The following is a 19,149-nucleotide window of genomic DNA, read 5'->3' as shown; positions in this document are numbered from 1 at the left end:
GCCCGAAATTTTTGCGACCGCGAAAAGTGCCTGTTTGCTGCGCAGCATGCCGGGGAACCGCGTTGCGGCAACGAATTTTCCGGGATGGGTTTCGCCCCGCCCGCCATCAGCCGGCGCGGCGGGCTTCGGCGCGCGCTTCGCTCGGCGTGCGGCCGAAGCGGGCCCGATAGGTGCGGCTGAACTGCGCCTGGTCGCCGAAGCCGCAGTCATAGGCGATCTCGGAGATCGAGCCGCGGAAGCGGGGATCGCGCAGCCGCTGGTCGCAGAGCGCCAGACGCTGGCTGCGGATGTGGCCGCCGACGGTGGTGTTTTCCGCCTCGAAGATCTGCTGCAGGTAGCGAAGCGAGATGCCGCAGGCGTCGGCGACGCTCTGGGGGGTGAGGTCAGGCTCGCCGAGGCGGCTGCGGATGATCTCCTCGGCGCGGTAGAGATGGGCGTTCTTCACCGGGCTGGAGCTGCCGGACAGAACCCGCCTGTCGGACGTCACCGATGCGGCGAGGAGCTCGACGAGCTGGCCGCCGATGAGATGCCGGGCGGCATCGTCGAACTCCTCGATCCGCGCGACGGCGATCCGCAGCATGTCGACGAACAGCGCGCCGGCGCCCGAGCGCGCGTCGAAGCGCAGGGTCGCCAGCCGCTCCGGCCGGCTGATCCGGGCTTCGAGGACGTCGCGGGGAACCTTCAGCACCCAGAGCGAGGCTGGCTCGCGGTGGCTGAACTCATAGGGGAGGTGGCTGCGCTCGATGAGGAAGCCGCCGGGCTGGCAGGAGACGTCCTGGCCGTCCTGGACGAAGCGGACCTCGGAGATCTCCGGCACGGTGATCAGGAAGCTTTCGTCGCGCTCCTCGACAAGGTGATGCTCGTGGCGACGATAGAGCAGGCCGTTGGAACAGTTGCGCGAGATCGAGACGGGGCCGAGCCGCCAGGCCTCGAGGGTCCCCTCGAAGATCCGCGAACCGAGGAAGGCGAGTTCGAGGGGAAAGTAGATTTCCGCAATGGCGTTCTGCCACGCCTGGCGGCGCTGCTGCGGCGCAAGTTCGCGGGTGGAGTAACTCGACTGCATTTCCACTCACTCCCGTTGTCGTCGAGAATTGCGGCGCGGACGTCTGCCTCCCGTTTGCCGGTGTCGGATGCTTTTTGGTTGCGGCCCCTGACTGTCAGTGGATGCGATGGGCCGGGGACTTGTCCATCCATCTGCGGTCGTGATCTAGGCTGCCTCGCGCACTGCCTGCCGCACGGCGCTGGCGAGTTCCACGGCGTTCGGCGTGTCGGAATGGACGCAGATCGTATCGGCCCGCATGTCGATCAGCGTGCCCTCGATGGTGGTCGCCTTGTTCTCGGCAAGCACCCGCTTCACCCGCCGCGCCGCCTCGTCGGGATCGCGGGCGTCGTGCTTGCGGGTGATGATCAGCTTGCCGGCGCCGTCATAGTCGAGGTCGGCATAATATTCGGCGAGGAAGGGCACGCCGCGGGCGCTGTAGACCTCCTCCTGCAGCGTACCGCGCATGCACAGGAGCGGCGCGCCGAACACCTCGGCCGCATCGGCGATGGCGTTGGCGACATGTTCGTGGCGCATCGCCGCGCCATAGAGCGCGCCATGCGGCTTGATGTGGTTGAGCGGCAATTTCGCGGCGTCGAGGAAACCCTTGAGGGCGCCGATCTGATAGATCAGGCAGGCGGCGAGCTCGTCCCTCTCCATGGCCATCTCCCGCCGCCCGAAGCCCTGGCGGTCGGGAAAGGACGGATGGGCGCCGACCGCGACGCCGTGCTCGGCCGCGAGCGCCACCGTCGCGCGCATCACCGAAGGGTCCGAGGCATGGAAGCCGCAGGCGACGTTGGCGATGTCGACATGGGGCATCAGCCCGGCATCGTCGCCGCATTGGTAGAGGCTGAAGCCTTCACCCATATCGCAATTGATGGTGACGCCCAATGCTCCCGCCCCTTGCTGGAACTGCCTGTGATCCTTGTGTTTGGAGCGTGGACGGGATCGGGACACGGCGTCAAATTGAATAAATCGCGGCCGGATATCTGCAAAATCGATGGCCCTGCGCCAAGGATTTCTTCGACAATCAACCGCTGTGACGGCCAATCATGCGACGACGGGGCCGGGGCGATGCGGCGCGTCTCCCGCCGCGGCATAGCGCATGAAGTCGCAGAACGCCTCGAAGGCTGCGTCGCCCGCCGCGTCCCGCTTCCAGGCAAGGCCGACATCCATGCTCGGCACGCCCTCCTCGATCACCCGCGTCTCAATCCTCTGGCCGTCCAGCGACCAGGGCCGGTAGACGAGATCGGAGAGGATGGTCACGCCGATGCCGCCGGCGACCATCGAGCGCACCGCCTCGACCGAAGCCGTGCGGAAGATCACCTTCGGTTCGAGTTCGGCGACGGTCCAGTAGCGCATCGCCGTCACCTTCGCCTCGTCGACGGTGAGCATCAGGAACGGATGCGGCTCGATGTCGGCGAGCGAGACCCGCTCGGCGCGGGTGAGCGGGTGGCCGGGGGCGAGCCAGAGCCGGCGCGGCGAGCGCTCGAGGATCTCGCTGGCGATCTCGCGGCGGTTTTCGAGGTTCGAGACCAGCATCACCGCAACGTCCAGCGCGCCGTCGACGATCGCCTGCTCCAGCACCGTGCGCGGCGCCTCGAAAAGCTCCAGCGCGACGCCCGGGAAATTGGCGTAGAAGCGGGTCAGATGCTGCGGCAGGAAATAGCCGGAGACGGTGTAGGTAACGCCGACCCGCAGCCGCCCGACGACCCGGTCGCCGGTCATGTGCGGGCTGCGGATCGCCTCGGCGACGGAGGAGAGGATCTGCCGGGCCTGCGGCAGGAAGCGGCCGCCCTCGATGGTCACCCTGACGCCCTGCGGCGTGCGCTCGAGCAGCGGCGCGCCGAGCAGCGCCTCGAGCTGCTGGATCGCCGTCGTCACCGCCGACTGGGAGACATTGAGCTCGACGGCCGCGCGGCTGATCCGGCCGGTCTCGGCGGCGGCGACGAAATAGCGGATCTGCTTCAGAGATATCGACACGTCCCGTTCCCCTCGTCAGCCGGCGTGGCGGCCGGCTTCGCGTCGACCCGGACCCTGAAACCACACGGCCAGCAGTGCCTCCTGCGGTCGCAGGCGCTGCCCGGATACCGCTCCGAAAGGGCCATCTGTTTTTTCGATGGCCGGCTTTCTGATTTGCAATTTTACGCCGCCACGAAGTTTTGCAAGGCTTCGAGACCATCCGATCCAGTCGACAGGCGGTGACAGCATGACCAAGACGACCATCGAGGCCCCGATCCCCGGCACCTTCTACCGCGCGCCGTCACCGCAGGAGCCGGTCTTCAAGAACGAGGGGGATGCCGTGGCGATCGGCGACACGGTCGGGCTGATCGAGGTGATGAAGTCCTTCACCCCCGTCGTCGCGGAGGCCGCGGGCACGCTCGTCGCCTTCCATGTCGAGAACGAGGAGCCGGTGATGGCCGGCCAGCCGCTCTACGATCTCGAAGGCTGACCGATGGCGCTCGCAAAGATCTTCGTCGCCAATCGCGGCGAGATCGCCGTCAGGATCGTCCGTGCCGCCAAAGAACTCGGCATCGCGACGGTCCAGGCGGTCAGCGCAGCCGACGAGACGATGCTGGCCGCGCGGCTCGCCGACGAGGTGGCGAAGGTCGGCCCGCCGCATGCGTCGAAATCCTATCTCAACGCCGATGCGCTGATTGCCGCGGCGCTCGAAACCGGCTGCGATGCGGTGCATCCCGGCTACGGCTTCCTGTCCGAAAACGCCGATTTCGCCGCCAAGGTCGAGGCGGCGGGCCTGGTCTTCATCGGCCCGAAGCCGGAGACCATCCGCAAGATGGGCGACAAGGCGATGGCACGGCGCGAGGCCGGCCTTGCCGGCGTGCCGACCGTTCCGGGCTCCGAGGGCATCGTGAAGGATGTCGCCGAGGCCGCGGCTGCGGCAGACGCGGTCGGCTATCCGGTGATGATCAAGGCGGCGGCCGGCGGCGGCGGGCGGGGCATCCGCATTGCCGAGAACGCCGGCGACCTGGCGGCGCTGATCCCGCAGGCGAGCGCCGAGGCGAAGGCCGCCTTCGGCGATGGCGGCCTCTATCTGGAACGCTTCGTCAGACGCGCGAGGCATGTCGAGGTGCAGATCCTCGGCGACGGCGAGCGGGCGATCCATCTTTTCGAACGCGAATGCTCGCTGCAGCGCCGGCGCCAGAAGGTCTGGGAGGAGGCGCCCGCCGCCTGCCTGACGCCGGAGCAGCGCGAGGCGCTCTGCTCCTCGGCGGTGAAGCTCGCCGAGCGGGTAAACTATCGCGGCGCCGGCACGCTCGAATATCTCTTCGACGAGACCACCGGCGAGTTCTTCTTCATCGAGATGAACACCCGCATCCAGGTCGAGCATCCGGTGACCGAGATGGTGACGGGCGTCGATCTGTTGCGCTGGATGATCCGCATCGCCGGCGGCGAGCCGCTCGGCCTTTCGCAGGACGACATCAGCCTCACCGGCCACGCGGTCGAGGCGCGCATCAATGCCGAGGATCCGGCCGCCGACTTCCGCCCGCATCCGGGCACGGTGACGGCGCTGGAAGTGCCGGGCGGCATGGGCGTGCGCTTCGATACGATGCTCTATCCGGGCTATCAGGTGCCGCCCTTTTACGATTCCCTCCTCGGCAAGCTGATCGCCCATGCCGAAAGCCGCGAGGCGGCGATCGCGCGGCTTGCGCGCGCCCTCGGCGAGTTGAAGGTCGAAGGCCTGCCGACGACGGCGCCGCTGCATCTGGCGCTCGCCGCGGCCGCGGCGGTCAAGAGCGGCAACTTCCATACCGGCTGGCTGGAGGAGTGGCTGAAAAGCCGTCCGCTCGCAGAGGGACAACCCGGAACAGAGAGTGAGGTCCGATGAAGACGCGCTATTCTTTCGGCGGTGACGAGCACATCTTCGTCGAGGTCGACGAGGAAATGTCGCTCGAGGCTTTCTTCAAGAGCCTGTCGATGACGACGGCGATCCGCGACGCTGAGATCGACGGGATCACCGAGATCTGCCCGGCCAACGCCTCCTTCCAGGTGAAGTTCGACCCGGACGTGATCGCCCCCGACGATCTCCTCGGCAGACTGAAGGGCTTCGAGGCGGTGGCCGAGAACGCCGAGAAGACCATCGACACGCGCATCATCGAGATGCCGGTTCTCTACAACGATCCCTGGACCCACGAGACGCTGATGCGGTTTCGCGAACGCCACCAGGATCCGCAGTCGACCGATCTCGAATATGCCGCCAGGATCAACGGCTATGACAGCGTCGAATCCTTCATCGCGGCGCATTCCGGCGCGCCGTGGTTCGTCTCGATGGTCGGCTTCGTTGCGGGGCTTCCCTTCACCTACCAACTGGTCGAGCGCTCGCGGCAGATCGAGGTGCCGAAATATCTGCGGCCCCGCACCGACACGCCCAAGCAGACGGTCGGCTATGGCGGCTGCTTCGGCTGCGTCTATTCGGTCCGGGGAGCCGGCGGCTACCAGATGTTCGGCATCACGCCAATGCCGATCTACGATCCGAAGGGCGAGCAGAGCTATCTGAAGGAGCTGTTCCTGTTTCGGCCGGGCGACCTCATCCGCTTCAAGCCGATCGATCGCGAGACCTATGACGCGACGCTCGCCGAGGTCGAGTCCGGCCGCTACCAGCCGAAGATCGCCGCCGCCCACTTCTCCCTCGACGCCTTCAACGCCGATCCCGAAGGCTTCAACGCCAAGCTCCTGGAGGCGCTCGATGGCTGACGGTGCCGCAATGTTCGAAGTCGTGAAGCCCGGCCTGTCGACGACGGTGCAGGACCTCGGCCGGCCGGGGTTCTACCATCTCGGCCTGCCGATTTCCGGCGCGATGGACCGCTTCGCGCTGATCGCCGCCAACCGGCTGGTCGGCAATCCCGACGGCGCGGCGGGGCTCGAAGCGGTGTTCCTCGGCCCGAGCCTGAAATTTGCCGCCGATGCCGTGGTCGCGGTCACCGGCGCGACGATGGCGCCGAAGCTCGACGGGGTCGAGCAGCCGGGCTGGACGGCCTTTGCGGTTTCGGCCGGGCAGGAGCTCTCCTTCGGCACGCTGAAGGGCGGTGCGCGCATCTATATCGCGATTGCCGGCGGCATCGACGTGCCGGAGATCAAGGGCTCGCGTTCCACCTACGCGCTCGGCGGCCTCGGCGGCTTCGAGGGCAGGGCGCTTCAGGCCGGCGACCAGGTGAAGTTCGCGGCGGCTTCCGGCTCGGCAAAGCTCGGCGTCACCGTTCCCGAGGAGCTGCGGCGCATTCCGCCGGCGAGCGGCACGGTGCTGCGGACGATGCCGGGCCTCTACTGGCACCGCATCACCGAGGATTCGCAGGGCTCGTTCTTCGAGGACACCTGGAAGGTCGCGCCCGAGGCCGATCGCATCGGCTACCGCTTCAAGGGCGGCAAGAGCCTCGACTTTGTGCCGCGCGAGCCGCCCTTCGGCGCCGGCTCCGATCCGTCGAACATCGTCGACAGCTGCTATCCCTATGGTTCGATCCAAGTGCCAGGCGGCACCGAGCCGATCGTTCTCCACCGCGACGCGGTGTCGGGCGGCGGCTATTTCATGGTCGGCACGGTGATCTCGGCCGACATGGACCTGATCGGCCAGTTGCAGCCGCATCAGCCGGTGCGCTTCCAGTCGATCGACATGGAGGGCGCGCTGGCGGCAAGGCGGGAAGAACAGTCCCGCCTCGGCCGGCTGGCGGAATTCCTCGGCGGCTGAGACGGCCGACATCGCGATCCGCATGATCGGCGCCGGCAGGTCAGCTTTGCCTGCCGGCGCCGGGTTTCTTTCGTTCGAGGCTCAGGCGGCGGCCGTCCGCCCCACCGGCTTGCCGCCGCGAAGCGAGGCATCGGCGGTGGCGATGAAGTCCTCCGCGAGGTCGCTGCGGCTGCGCGTGGCGAGGCTGACGGCCACGAACAGGATTGCCGCGACCGGGAAGCCGAGAATGCCGGCATTCAGCCCGAAGATGGCATTGCCGGTGAGATACATCACGACGACGAAGGCGCCGCCGCCGACGATCGAGGCGAGCGCCCCGGCCGCCGTCCCGCGCTTCCAGAAGAACGCCCCTACGATCGCCGGCACGATCACCACGAGCCCGGTCGACGCCGCGACCGCAAGCACCGCGATGAGGCTGAACTGCATTGCGGCGAAGCCGAGCGCGACCAGCGAGATGATCGGGATGATGATCTTGCCGACCATCAGCTGGCGATGGTCGTCGCCGCCGGCGCCGACATTGGCGTAGACGTCGCGGGCGACCATCGAGGAGAGCGTCAGGAGGATCGAGTCGATCGTCGAGACCGCCGCTGCCAGGATGCCGATCATCACGATCACGCCGAGCACCGTCGGGACATAGTCCGAGGCGAGCAGGGTCGAGGTCGCCAGATCGGCGTTGGCAAGGTCCGGGAAGGCGACGAAGGCGGAGAAGCCCCAGAGCACCGAGACCAGCGTGTAGATGAAGCCGAAGACCAGGAAGATCATCAGCATGCGCCGGAGCGCGCCGAGCGAGGCCGGCATGAACAGCCGCTGGGAGACCTGCGGATTGGAGATCGCGAAGAAGAACCACGGGATCGTCAGGCCGAGGAAGGTGGTGAAGGAGAACAGGCCAGGCCCTGGCACCGTCAGCATCGCCGGATTGCGCTCGGCGACGGCGCCGAACAGCGCCGAGAAGCCGCCGAGTTCGGAGACGACGAAGCCCACCACCGCGACCGAGGCGACGATCATCACCACCGCCTGCAGGCTGTCGGTCCACATCACCGAGCGAATGCCGGCAATGTAGGAAAAGGCGATGGCGAGGATGGTCGCGACGACGATGCCGGCACCGAAGGAGATCGCCCCGCCGCTCATGCCCGAGAGGAGATAGCCGACGCCGGCGAGCTGCACCGCCGAATAGGGGATCAGGAAGATGCAGCTGGCGACCGCCGCGGCGATCGCCACCGCACGGCTGCCGTAGCGCGCTCCGAGCATTTCGGACGGCGTGACGAAGCCGTATTTCTTGCCGACGGCCCAGAAGCGCGGGCCGAAGATCGCCACCAGCGAGACGCCGGCGAAATAGACGATCTCGAAACCGAGGGCGCCGACGCCGCCCTTGTAGGTGAGGCCGGCAAGGCCGACCATCATGAAGGCCGAATAGGTTGTCGCGGAATAGGAGAGGGCGGAGACGAGGCCGCCCATCGAGCGGCCGCCGATGAAATAGTCCGACATGGTCGAGGCCGTCCCGGCCCGCGACATGTAGGCGACGACGAGCGAGGCGACGATGTAGATCGCGATGCCGACGAGGATGAGGGTGGTGCTCATTTCTCCTCACCCCCGAAGCTGGCGGTGGCCATGGCGTTGACGCCGATCACCAGGAGGCCGGCGATGGTCCAGAACAGGAAGGCGCCCTTCCAGCTCGCGACATCTCCGAGCATGCCGTAGGGCACGAAGTAGCAGGCTGCGATCAGCAGCACCATGAGTCCCAGACTGAGCTTTCGCAGCAAGGCGTTCCCTCCATGAGGCGGATTTCAAAGGTGTCGGATGACAAGGCTTGGCCCTCCGCCGGTCGGGCCGGCGCCGGGCTATTCTGGCCGGCGAGCCGGCGTTCCGTGAATTCCGTCGGACGTCGCTCTTGCGCGGCGCCCGGGCCGGAGAAATCTAGCGTTTCGCGAGGCTCTCGAGCCAGGCGAGGATGTCGGCCGAATCGGTGACGTCGGCGTATTTCTGGCCGATGTCGTAGAGATTGGCGTCGTGCGGGGCTTTTGCCCGGTCGGCGCAGCAATCGGCCGGCACGAGGGTGTTGAAGCCCGACTGCACCGCGTCGACGACGCTCGCCCTGACGCAGCCGGAGGTCGTCGCCCCGGTGACGACGAGGGTATCGACGCCGGCGCCGGTGAGGATCGCCGCGAGATTGGTGCCGAAGAAGGCCGAGGCGCCGTGCTTGACGATCAGCGCGTCCTTCTCGGTCATGCCGCAGGCCGCATCGATCTCGACGAGGCGGCTGCCGACCATCAGCGCCGCCATGCCGGTCGCCTTCTTCAGCCAGGGCAGGCTTTTGGCCTCGAGCGGCGTATAGGCGATGGTCGTGTAGATCACCGGCATGCCGGCGCTGCGGGCGAAATCAGTGAGTTTCCGCGTCGCGGCGATCTCGGCGCTCATGTCGGCAGCGGTCGGATACTGCGTATCCGTGAAGCCGTAGCTGTAGTCGACGACGAGGATCGCAGGCTTTTGCCCGCGCGGCACGTTCGCGCCGAAGCCGGCATCCTTGTAGACGGTTTCCTGGGTCATGCGGGCGTTCCGGCGGCTCTGGCGAAGATCACGGATGAGGCAATGGCGCCGCGACCGTCGGTCGATCGCGGCGCGAGGTCAGGACGCGTCAGTGGCGCTCCATCTGCAGTTCCTTGACGACGATGTCGCCGTCGATGACCACCGGCTCGTCGTCGAGGAACAGCGAGCAGCCGCGCATCGGGATGTCGAGGTGGCAGGGCGTGTCGTTGGGGCCGCCGAGCTCGTTGTTCGGGCCGGTGGAGAACATCACGTTGCCATAGAAGGAGCGCGGCTCCATCCCCATGCCGCCGGGGAACTCGCCGGGCACCATGCCGTGCCACTTGGCATGCGGGTTCATGCCCCAGCCGACATGGCTCATGCCCATGCCGCGCGGATCGTTGAAGGCCGCCATGTAGCTCTTGACCAGTTCGGCATCGAGGCCGCCGCGGATGTCGGTGACCCAGCCCTTCTCGATCGTGTAGGTGATCGGATCGCGCACATACATGTTCTGGGGCAACAGGATGTCGCCGGGCGCGACGACGATCTGGCCGTCGACGCCATCGTCGTCGCCGCCGGTGAAGACGAAGCCCGAGGGCCAGTGGTCCCAGCGGCCCGGCTCGTCGGTGCAGGCATATTCGGTGATCGTCGGATAGGTGTTGAGCTTGTAGGTGACGTCGGTGCCGTGCGGCGAGGTGATCCGCATCACCTTCGCCCTGGCCATCATCTCGCCGCCGATCTCGACCTTCTCGCGGATCTCCCTGGTCGGCAGCATGCGGGCGAGCAGCTCCGGCGGCTCGACGGCGGTGAGGATGCGGGTGCCGGCGGCCTGGATCGCCATCTGCTCGGGGGAGAACAGGAGGAAGATGCAGTCGATCAGCATGTCGGCTTTCTTCAGCGCGTCGACGGCGTCGGGCATCGCCGCAAGTCCGGTCTGGCCGACCGCCCAGGCGCCCGTCGGCGGCACGGCGGGAAGGCGCATGTGATACATCCTGGCGCCGAGCCGCTGGCCGGCGGCCATGAAGGCGTCGGCGTAGTCGAGGCGCTCGGAGCCTTGGGTCAGGACGACGAGCTTCTCGCCTTCATGGACGCCCGACATCTTCAGCTGATGCAGGCAGATCTCGGTGAAGCTGAACAGATCCATTCTCTACGTCCTTCCTTGTCGAAGGGCCCCGGACGGGGCGATGTTGCAACTCTGAAGCGGCCGGACGGCCAGTCAGGCGGGCGAAAAATCCATCACGGCGTCGAGGAAGCCGTCGAGATTGTCCCAGGGGATCATATGCCCGGCACCCTCGACGGTGCGAACCTCGATCGAAGGGGCGAGCTGCCGGATCTCGGCGACGTCCGCCTCGCCGATCACCGGCGCCGCGCCGGCGACGACGAGGCGCATCGGCAGGGTCAGACGCGGCAGGTCCTGATGGATATCGTCGCTGTGGAAGCCCTGGAAGGCGGTCTCGATGGCGTCGAGCTGGCAGGTGTGCAGCCATTCGGCGCGAAGCGCCCGCTGCTCCTCGGTCCATGTCGGGCAGAATTCCTTCATGTCCTCGGCCGAACAGCCCTTGTCGGCCATCAGGATCGAATCCTCGTACCAGGCCCATTTTGACGGATAGTCCCGCCGTCCCGGGCCGGAGACCGGCGGATCGGCCAGGACAAGGCCGGCAAAGGCGTCCGTGGCGAGCCGGGCGGCACGGATGGCGTTGCGGGCGCCCATCGAATGACCGAGGACGACCGGCCTGCCGAGCCCGGCGGCCTTCGCGACTTCAATGGCGTCCGCTGCCATGGCGTCCAGCGAATAGTCGAGCTCGCCGGCCTGGGAGAGGCCGCGGCCGCGCACGTCGAGGACATGGACGTCGAAGCGTTCCGCCAGCCGTTCCGCGACGAAGCCCCAGGTGACCGCCGGCGAGGTGATGCCGGGGATGAGCAGCATCGTCTCGCCGGGGCCGGCATAGCGGATCAGATGCTGGCGAATGCCGTTGGCGTGAACGTTGTAGCCGAAGGCCATGGGCGTTCTCCTTGCTGGGGCTCGGGGCGCGGCCGCGATCAGTAGAGCCCGGAGAGCAGCGTGCCGCCGCCGGGAACGCGGGTGTCGAGGTCGAGCGCCTTCAGCATCGACCATGTCGTGGCGATCGCCGCCGTCAGGACCGGCTTGCGGGTCATCGCCTCGACCATCGAGACGGCGGCGAGCGACGGCATCTGGACGCAGGCCGACAGGACCACCGCGTCGACGTCGCCGACCTCGAGTTCGGAGACGATGCCGGGAAGCTTGCCGGTGTCATGGGCGGCGACCGCGAGATTGTCGGAAATCTCCAGCGCCCGCGAGGTCGAGACCTCGATGCCCTCGTTGGCAATGTAGTCGACCACCATGGCGGTCAGCGGCTTCATATAGGGCGCGACCACCGCGACCTTCTTCGCGCCGATCGCCTTGATGCCCTCGCAGAGCGCGCCGGCCGAGGTGACGACCGGAGCCGGATTGCCGTTGTCCACCGTCACCTGATGCAGCCGCCTGGCCGACTGGTTGTGGTAGCCGTGGCCCATCGACATGATCGCGACGAGGCAGGCATAGCCCATCACGTCGACCCTGGCATCGGAGAGTTCGAGGGCGCAGCGGTCGCTCTCGCCGTCCATCGCCGCGAGCTCTTCCTTGGTCACGTGCTTCATCCGCATGCGGGACGAATGAAACGTGAAGCGCTCCGGCGCGATCGTCTCGCGCAGCCGCAGGAGCGCCGGGATCTCGGTCTCCATCGTCACGTTGGAACTCGGCACGATCTGGCCAATGCGGATCGGTTTCATGGGCGCCATCTTCTAAAATTCCGATCCGGCGATGCTACGCTAATTGTTTGTATAGAAACAAGTTGTGCGCCCAGATTTTTTTCATTTGCAGGCAGATCAAGGGGTTGCCGGTGATCGAGAGCCTGTTTCCCGCCTCCGTCGTGGGAAAAGTGCGGAAATTTCGAGCAGAATGATACGAGGACGGGCGCCGGGCATCCTCTGCGCCGATGCCGGTCGTCGGCGCCGCGGTCGCATCCGGACGGAAATCCGGCGGACAGCGTGCCCTGTCAGCAGAGCTTTGCGAGCAGCTTGAGGAACATCTCGCGCTCGGATTTCGTCAACGGGTCGAGGGTCGCTTCGGTGATTCCCTTGACCACCGGGATCGCCTCGCGGATCAGTTGCTGGCCCTTGGCGGTCGATTGCAGGACGTAGCGCCGCTTGTCCTCGGTGTCGCGCTCGGTGGTGATCAGGCCCTGCTTTTCCAGCCGCGAGATGACGCCCTTGGTGGTCGCGGCGTCCATCGCCACGAGGCGGCCGAGAGCGTTCTGGGAAATCGGTCCGGGCTCGGCGAACAGCCGGAACAGCGTCGAGAACTGGGTGGGGGTCAGCCCGCCGATCATCGAGCGGGCGAAGATCGTCATGTGCCGCTGATAGGCCTTGCGCAGCAGAAAGCCGACTTGCTCGTCGAGTACGTAGCCAAGGAAGGGCTCGTCACCACCGTTGCTTGTCGCCACGTCGCAAGGCCTTTCCTCGTTGTCCGTCGTCATCGCTGGTTGCCACGTTCGGAAGAATGCGACAAGCGTCGCAGAACGTGGCGGTCGCCTCTTTGTCCCTGCCCGTTATCCTTGCACGGCGGGCTGTTGTCTCTTTTCTCGCCAAAACTGTTTGTGTACAAGTGATTTCTTGTGCCATCTTCGCCGGACGTTCCGGCGAGTGCGCCGGACCAACGCGCCAACAGGGATGCCCCTCATGGACCGAGCGATCGAGATCGCCGTGAATGGCCAGACCCGAAAGCTCCTCGTCGACGACCGCCGGACGCTGCTCGACGTCCTGCGCTCGGACCTCGCCGTGACCGGGCCGAAATATGGCTGCGGCCTCGCCCAGTGCGGCGCCTGCACGGTTCTCGTCGACGGCGACCCGGCGCGCGCCTGCGTGCTGCGCGCGGCCAAGGCGGACGGCGCGGCGATCACCACGCTGGAAGGCCTCGCCGACCCCTCGGCCGGCACCCTCCATCCGGTGCAGCAGGGTTTCGTCGACGCCGCCGGCGCCCAGTGCGGCTATTGTCTGAACGGCATGATCATGACCACCGTCGCCCTCCTCAAGGCCAATCCGAACCCTTGCGAGCAGGAGGTGCGCGAGGCGCTGCGGCACAATCTCTGCCGCTGCGGGACGCACAAGGAGATCGTCGCCTCGGTCCTGCGGGCGGCCGAGCTGATGGGCGAGGCTGCTTCCCAGGCCAGCGAGGCATCCGCGTGAGCCTCGACTACGGACGCATCACCGTCTTTCGCGACGCCGCAGGCGGCCGCGAGGTTTTCCTGACCTTCGACACCTTCGGCGTCGCGGTCGGCTTCAACGGCCATGTCGACCTCGGCACCGGCATCGAGACGGCGCTGTCGCAGATCGTCGCCGAAGAGCTCGACCTGCCCCTCGACCGGGTGCGGATGATCCTCGGCGACACGTCGAGGACGCCGAATCAGGGCCCGACGATCGCATCGGAGACGATCCAGATCACCGCCGTGCCGCTGCGCCACGCCGGCGCCCAGATCCGCCGCGAGCTGATGATCCGCGGCGCGCGGCGGCTGAACGCGCCGGTGCGGGAGGTCTCGCTCGAGAGCGGCGAGGTGCGCTGGGACGAGGCGAAGGTCGCCTATGAAAGCCTGATCGCCGGCGAGGACATCGCGCTGCGGCTCGATCTCGAAGCACCGGTCAAGCCGGCGAAGGACTACAAGGTCGTCGGCCGCTCGACGGCGCGGGTCGACCTGCCGGCCAAGGTCACCGGCAGCCACCCCTATATCCACGACGTCTTCGTCGAGGCGATGGTCCACGGCCACGTCATCCGGCCGCCCTATCACGGCCGCGACAGCGGCGCCTTCATCGGTCACAGCCTCGTCTCCTTCGACGAGGCGGCGGTGCGGCAGATGCCGGGCTTCATCGCCGTCGTGCGCAGAGGCGATTTCCTGGGCGTCGTCGCAAGCCGCGCCGATCAGGCCCAGGCGATCGCCAAGAGCCTGCCGGTCGAATGGCTGATGCCGCCGGCGCTGCCGGACATGGCGAGCCTTGCGGACACCATCCGCGACCAGCCCTCCACGCCGCGGATCTGCGACGCGACGGGCGACTTCGCCCGCGCCATCGACGACTGCGACACACGGCTGCGGCGCAGCTATGTCTGGCCCTATCACATGCACGGCTCGATCGGCCCGTCCTGCGCGATCGCCGACTGGAACGGCGGCGAGCCGATCGTCTGGTCGGGCTCGCAGAACCCCCACATGTTGCGCGCCGACCTTGCCAATCTGATGCAGCTCGCCGAGGAGCGGATCGACGTCCGCCGCTATCAGGCGGCCGGCTGCTACGGCCGCAACTGCGCCGACGACGTCTGCGGCGACGCGCTGATCCTTTCGGAAGCCGTCGGCCGTCCGGTGCGTGTGCAGCTGACGCGGTCCCAGGAGCATCTGTGGGAGCCGAAGGGCGCCGCGCAGGTGATGGACGTCGAGGGCGGCCTGAAGGGCGGCGCCTTCCACGCCTACCGCATCGACAGCTGGTATCCTTCCAATCGCGGGCCGAATCTGGCGCTGCTCCTCACCGGCAGGATCACGCCGGAGCCGCGCCCCTCCGACATGGGCGACCGGACGATCATCCCGCCCTACCGTATCCCCCACAAGCGGGTCACCGTCCACGACATGGCGCCGATCGTCCGCGCCGCCTGGATGCGCGGGGTCTCGGCGCTGCCCAACACCTTCGCCCACGAATGCTTCGTCGACGAGCTGGCGGCGGAAGCGGGCGAGGACCCGGTAAGCTTCCGGCTCGCCCATATCGACGACCCGCGCACTGCCCATCTCATCCGCGAGAGCGCCGAGAAGGGCAGCTGGCAACCGCGCACCGGCCCGCGGCGGCGGCGCGAGGGGCGCATGGCCTATGGCCAGGGCTTCGCCTTCGCGACCTATGTCCACGGCGCCTTTCCGGGCGTCGCCGCGGCGGCCTCCGCCTGGGTCTGCGACGTCGCCGTCGATATGGAGACCGGCGAGGTGAAGCTCACCCGCGTCTTCGTCGGCCAGGACCAGGGCCTCGTCATCAATCCCGACGGCGTGCGCCACCAGATCCACGGCAACGTCAACCAGACGGCAGGGCGGGTTCTGAAGGAAGATCTCAGCTTCGACGAGATCGCCGTCACGCCGCAGAGCTGGGCGACCTATCCGCTGCAGACCTTTCCCGAGACGCCCGAGATCGAGACGATGCTGGTCGAGCGCTCGGGCGATCCGGCCCTCGGTGTCGGCGAGAGCGCCGCGGTGCCGGCGGCGGCGGCGATCGCCAACGCCATCTTCGACGCGACCGGGGTCCGGATGCGCGAGGCGCCGTTCACGCCGGAGCGCATGCGTGCCGCGCTCGGCATAACCGGCGACGCCCTGCCTGCGGCGATCGCCGGGCCGGCACGGAAGGAGGGCTGGCGCGAGCGGCTCTTCGGGCCGCGGGACGGCCGCCGGATCGGGGCGAAGGGCGTCGGCCTGGCGGCGCTTCTCGGCGGGTCGCTGACGGCCGCCGCGATGGCGCTGCCGATCCACCGGGCGATCGCCCCGACCAATGCGCCGCAGGCGTCGAACTTCTCGCCGGAGCTGCTCGCCAGGGGCAGGGAGGTCTTTGCCGCCGGCAATTGCGCGACATGCCACACCGTGCCCGGCGGGGCGGCGAATGCCGGCGGTCTCGCCGTCGAGACGCCGTTCGGGACGATCTACAGCTCCAACATCACCCCGGACAAGGACACCGGGCTCGGCAGCTGGAGCTACACGGCGTTCGACCGGGCGATGCGCAGGGGCATCTCCCGCGACGGCAGCAATCTCTATCCCGCCTTTCCCTACACCTCCTTCGCGAAGATGAGCGGCGACGACATGTTCGCCCTCTACGCCTTCCTGCAGACGCTCGAACCGGTAAGGCAGGAGACGCCGCCGGCCGAGATGGCCGTGCCGTTCAACCTGCGGCCGCTCAATGCCGCCTGGAACGCGCTGCACCTGGAGACAGGGCCGCTCGCGCCGTACGAGAGCAGGAGCGAGGCCTGGAACCGCGGCCGCTACCTCGTCGAGGCGACGGGCCATTGCAGCGCCTGCCACAGCCCGCGAAACGCCCTCGGCGCCGAAAGGGCCGGTGCCGACGCGTTGTCCGGCGCGCCGGTCAAGGGCTGGTACGCGCCGCCGATCGCGGGCGCTGCCGCCGCGAGCTTCGGCTGGAGCGAGGCGGGCTTCTACGACTATCTGCGGACCGGCATTGCCGGCGACATCGCCGCAGCGTCGGGGCCGATGGCCGAGGTCGTCGACAATCTGAAGGAGTTGCCGGACGCCGACATCCGGGCGATGGCCGTCTATCTCGCCTCGCTGTCGGAGGGCGGCGCCGAGGGCCAGGCATCGCCGACGACGGTGGATGCTGCTGCGGTTGCGGCGAAGGCCACCGGGTTGGCAGCCCTGCCGGATGCGACGCAGCGGCTGTTCGACAGCGCCTGCGGCGCCTGCCACGAGCCGGCGCTCGGCAATCTCGCGACGGCGGCGCGAGTGCCGCTGTCGCGATCGCCGGCGGTGCGCTCGTCCGACGCCGAGGCGCTGCGAACCGTCATCCGGAACGGGATCGAGGCGCCACTGTCGCTGAAGACCCGCGACATGCCGGGCTTTGCCGGCGAACTCAGCGACAAGCAGATCGACGACCTCGCCGCCTATGTCCGGGCGCGATATGCGTCGAATCCATCGTGATGGTGCCATGCGAGGCTTGACATGGCTCTCATAATTGTTAGTACACAAACAAATATCAACGGCAGGACGGATCCATGACTTCCATCGAACGGGTCGACATCGCGGTCATCGGCGCGGGCCTCGGCGGGGCGGCCGCCATGGCGCTTCTCGATCAGGCGGGCTTTTCCGTCCACACATTCGAGCAGGCGCCCGAATTCACCCGTCTCGGCGCCGGCATCCATATCGGCCCGAACGTGATGAAGATCTTCCGCGAGATCGGCCTCGAGGACCGGCTTGCCTCGATCGGCTCGCATCCCGACCACTGGTTCTCGCGCGACGGCAATACCGGCGAGTATCTGTCGCGGATCCGGCTCGGCGACTTCGCCCTCAAGGAATACGGCGCGCCCTACATCACCATCCATCGCGGCGACATGCACGCGGTGCAGATCGAGGCGCTGCCGCAGGACCGGGTGCATTTCGGCTACAAGCTCACCGACATCGTCGAGCGCGACGGCGACGTGCTGCTGACCTTCGAGAACGGCGAAAAGATCGCCGCCGGCCTGGTGATCGGCGCCGACGGCATCAATTCGGCGATCCGCGAAAAGCTGCTCGGCCCTGAAAAGCCGCGCTTTTCCGGCTGGATCGGCCATCGCGCCCTGGTCAATGTCGACAAGCTGCGGGCTTCGGGCCTAGAGTTCGAGGCCTGCGTCAAATGGTGGTGGGAAGCCTCCCGCCACATCATGGCCTACGACACCAAGCGCGACGGCTCGGAATATTACTACGTCACCGGCGTGCCGGTGGACGGCTGGGAGCACGACGCCCCCTTCGTCGAATCCTCCCGCGAGGAAATGGAAGCGATCTTCGGCAATTCGCATCCCGAGGTGAACGCCCTGATCGCCGCGACGGAAGAGGTCACCAAATGGCCGTTCTGGAACCGCGACCCGCTGAACCTGTGGAGCCGCGGCCGTCTGTGCCTCCTCGGCGATGCCTGCCATCCGATGCGCCCGCATATGGCGCAGGGCGCCTGCATGGCGATCGAGGACGCGGCGGTGCTGAGCCGCTGCCTCACCGAGACCGGCGAGACCGGCTATGCCGACGCCTTCCGCATGTATGAAGCGGCGCGACGCGAGCGCGCCACCAAGGTGCAGACGATCTCCAACGCCAATACCTGGCTGAAGGAGCCGGAAGATCCGGCCTGGGTCTATGCCTATGACCCGATGACCGTCGCCCTCGGCTGACGACGTTTCCGCCACGTCTGCTCTGCGCGGTCGCCGCCAATCCGGCGACCGGTGAAAACACCGCGATCTCGTCCGATCAGTCTTGCCCGATCAGTCTTGATTGGGCGGGATCTGCTGTTGTGCGCTCCAGCCGGCGTCGTTGGCCCGCAGATGGGCGTTTTCGGGACTCATATAGTGGCGTGCGAGCCAGCGACTGAGGCCGTCGAGGCCGGGAAACAGCACCCGCTCGGTGACGTTGGCCTGGTCGAGCTTGTCGCGGATCTCCCATTTCAGCCGGCGGTCGATGACCAGCTTGCGGGCGAGTTCCGGCCGTTCGGCGAACCAGGCAGCCAGATCGAGCCGCGCCGTCGAGGTCATCGAAAACACCGCGAACTGGTTGGTGATCCGGTCGTCGAGGGAGGGCGGCTCGAAGAAGCACACCCATTCGGCGCCGTGCAGGCCCGACTTCTGGTCGAGCTCCTGCAGCGAGCCGGCATATTCCCGGAGGAGTTCGGCCGTCAGCACATGCGACCCGTCGCGCGTCAGCGGATGCTGCAGGCCTTGCGGCAGCGACTGGGCGATGCGCCGGTAGTTGGCCATGATGATCGCGCCGTCGCGATCGTAGAGGGAGACTTCCGCCGTCGCAAAGTGCAGCGCGACATAAGGCGAATAGGTCCAGTCGAGAAGGCGGGTGGGCAGGCCGTGATGCTGGCCGAGGGCCAGCCAGTTCCAGTCGTCGTCGTGGGGCACGGTGCTGCGATGGGCGTATTTGCGGAAGTTCCTGAGGACGTGCCGCTCGAGCTCCCAGTAGCGCCCGCCGAGCCGCTTCAGCGACGGGATCAGGTCGAATTCCCGCTGGCCGACGCCGCGAAACAGGAAGGGCGAGCGGAACCGGCCGAGATCGCCGTCCCACATGTCGCCGAACAGCTGCTCCTGGAGTTCCGCCCAGGTGCTGACGAAGACGGTCTGCATCGCGGT

The 19,149-nt window shown here is 67.4% G+C and carries 18 protein-coding genes; 7 read left to right on the top strand and 11 right to left on the bottom strand.

Annotated features, from left to right (window positions below):
* Positions 1–106: 106 nt before the first annotated feature.
* The 3 genes from E3C22_RS12710 to E3C22_RS12700 form a co-directional block, all read right to left on the bottom strand.
* The gene (locus E3C22_RS12710) at positions 107–1,063 is read right to left on the bottom strand and encodes an AraC-like ligand-binding domain-containing protein (RefSeq protein WP_134762386.1); all 957 of its coding nucleotides are present in this window, start codon (positions 1,061–1,063) and stop codon (positions 107–109) included.
* Positions 1,064–1,207: 144 nt separating this feature from the next.
* Entirely contained in the window at positions 1,208–1,930 is a 723-nt protein-coding gene (locus E3C22_RS12705; RefSeq protein WP_134762385.1) for a LamB/YcsF family protein, read from the bottom strand.
* Positions 1,931–2,089: 159 nt separating this feature from the next.
* On the bottom strand, positions 2,090–3,022 hold the full coding sequence (locus E3C22_RS12700) for a LysR family transcriptional regulator (protein WP_134762384.1): 933 nt from the start codon (positions 3,020–3,022) through the stop codon (positions 2,090–2,092).
* Positions 3,023–3,248: 226 nt separating this feature from the next.
* On the opposite strand from E3C22_RS12700, the gene E3C22_RS12695 reads away from it, so the two are divergent.
* Genes E3C22_RS12695 through E3C22_RS12680 form a run of 4 tightly spaced genes read left to right on the top strand, consistent with a single transcriptional unit; the run spans position 3,249 to position 6,740 of the window.
* Positions 3,249–3,491 (top strand): acetyl-CoA carboxylase, encoded by a 243-nt coding sequence (locus tag E3C22_RS12695; RefSeq protein WP_134762383.1) that lies wholly within the window; start codon positions 3,249–3,251, stop codon positions 3,489–3,491.
* Positions 3,492–3,494: 3 nt separating this feature from the next.
* Positions 3,495–4,886: an acetyl-CoA carboxylase biotin carboxylase subunit gene (locus E3C22_RS12690; RefSeq protein WP_134762382.1), complete on the top strand. Its 1,392-nt coding sequence runs from the start codon at positions 3,495–3,497 to the stop codon at positions 4,884–4,886.
* Complete coding sequence (locus tag E3C22_RS12685) at positions 4,883–5,752, top strand: 5-oxoprolinase subunit B family protein (RefSeq protein ID WP_134762381.1); 870 nt, start codon at positions 4,883–4,885, stop codon at positions 5,750–5,752. Before E3C22_RS12690 ends, E3C22_RS12685 begins: the two co-directional genes overlap by 4 nt.
* Complete coding sequence (locus E3C22_RS12680; RefSeq protein WP_134762380.1) at positions 5,745–6,740, top strand: 5-oxoprolinase subunit C family protein; 996 nt, start codon at positions 5,745–5,747, stop codon at positions 6,738–6,740. Before E3C22_RS12685 ends, E3C22_RS12680 begins: the two co-directional genes overlap by 8 nt.
* Positions 6,741–6,821: 81 nt before the next feature.
* Here the strand turns inward: E3C22_RS12680 and E3C22_RS12675 are convergent, their stop codons facing one another.
* The 7 genes from E3C22_RS12675 to E3C22_RS12650 form a co-directional block, all read right to left on the bottom strand.
* Positions 6,822–8,315 (bottom strand): sodium:solute symporter family protein, encoded by a 1,494-nt coding sequence (locus E3C22_RS12675; RefSeq protein WP_134762379.1) that lies wholly within the window; start codon positions 8,313–8,315, stop codon positions 6,822–6,824.
* Entirely contained in the window at positions 8,312–8,470 is a 159-nt protein-coding gene (locus E3C22_RS24490; RefSeq protein ID WP_167591754.1) for a hypothetical protein, read from the bottom strand. The genes E3C22_RS12675 and E3C22_RS24490 overlap by 4 nt, the downstream gene beginning before the upstream one ends.
* Before the next feature lie 181 nt (positions 8,471–8,651).
* Positions 8,652–9,281 (bottom strand): isochorismatase family protein, encoded by a 630-nt coding sequence (locus E3C22_RS12670; RefSeq protein WP_134762378.1) that lies wholly within the window; start codon positions 9,279–9,281, stop codon positions 8,652–8,654.
* An 88-nt stretch (positions 9,282–9,369) separates the two neighbouring features.
* Positions 9,370–10,401, bottom strand: coding sequence for a 2,5-dihydroxypyridine 5,6-dioxygenase NicX family protein (locus E3C22_RS12665; protein ID WP_134762377.1), 1,032 nt, complete (start codon positions 10,399–10,401; stop codon positions 9,370–9,372).
* A 72-nt stretch (positions 10,402–10,473) separates the two neighbouring features.
* On the bottom strand, positions 10,474–11,259 hold the full coding sequence (locus E3C22_RS12660; RefSeq protein ID WP_134762376.1) for an alpha/beta fold hydrolase: 786 nt from the start codon (positions 11,257–11,259) through the stop codon (positions 10,474–10,476).
* Positions 11,260–11,297: 38 nt separating this feature from the next.
* The gene (locus E3C22_RS12655; RefSeq protein WP_483466316.1) at positions 11,298–12,047 is read right to left on the bottom strand and encodes a maleate cis-trans isomerase family protein; all 750 of its coding nucleotides are present in this window, start codon (positions 12,045–12,047) and stop codon (positions 11,298–11,300) included.
* A 266-nt stretch (positions 12,048–12,313) separates the two neighbouring features.
* On the bottom strand, positions 12,314–12,760 hold the full coding sequence (locus E3C22_RS12650; protein WP_245514964.1) for a MarR family winged helix-turn-helix transcriptional regulator: 447 nt from the start codon (positions 12,758–12,760) through the stop codon (positions 12,314–12,316).
* Between the two features lie 235 nt (positions 12,761–12,995).
* Between E3C22_RS12650 and E3C22_RS12645 the strand changes: the two genes are divergently transcribed.
* The 3 genes from E3C22_RS12645 (at position 12,996) to E3C22_RS12635 (ending at position 18,192) form a co-directional block, all read left to right on the top strand.
* Positions 12,996–13,502, top strand: coding sequence for a (2Fe-2S)-binding protein (locus E3C22_RS12645; RefSeq protein ID WP_134762374.1), 507 nt, complete (start codon positions 12,996–12,998; stop codon positions 13,500–13,502).
* Positions 13,499–16,975, top strand: coding sequence for a molybdopterin cofactor-binding domain-containing protein (locus tag E3C22_RS12640; protein ID WP_206026948.1), 3,477 nt, complete (start codon positions 13,499–13,501; stop codon positions 16,973–16,975). The genes E3C22_RS12645 and E3C22_RS12640 overlap by 4 nt, the downstream gene beginning before the upstream one ends.
* Before the next feature lie 74 nt (positions 16,976–17,049).
* On the top strand, positions 17,050–18,192 hold the full coding sequence (locus E3C22_RS12635; RefSeq protein WP_134762373.1) for an FAD-dependent monooxygenase: 1,143 nt from the start codon (positions 17,050–17,052) through the stop codon (positions 18,190–18,192).
* Positions 18,193–18,282: 90 nt separating this feature from the next.
* On the opposite strand, the gene E3C22_RS12630 is transcribed toward E3C22_RS12635, so the two are convergent.
* On the bottom strand, positions 18,283–19,143 hold the full coding sequence (locus tag E3C22_RS12630; RefSeq protein WP_134762372.1) for an FRG domain-containing protein: 861 nt from the start codon (positions 19,141–19,143) through the stop codon (positions 18,283–18,285).
* Between the last annotated feature and the right edge of the window lie 6 nt (positions 19,144–19,149).

Origin of the sequence: Jiella endophytica (assembly GCF_004519335.1) — a bacterium.
GTDB classification, from domain to species: Bacteria; Pseudomonadota; Alphaproteobacteria; order Rhizobiales; family Rhizobiaceae; genus Jiella; species Jiella endophytica.
Note: the sequence above shows the minus strand (reverse complement) of the source record. Positions and strands in the feature narration are given on the sequence as shown.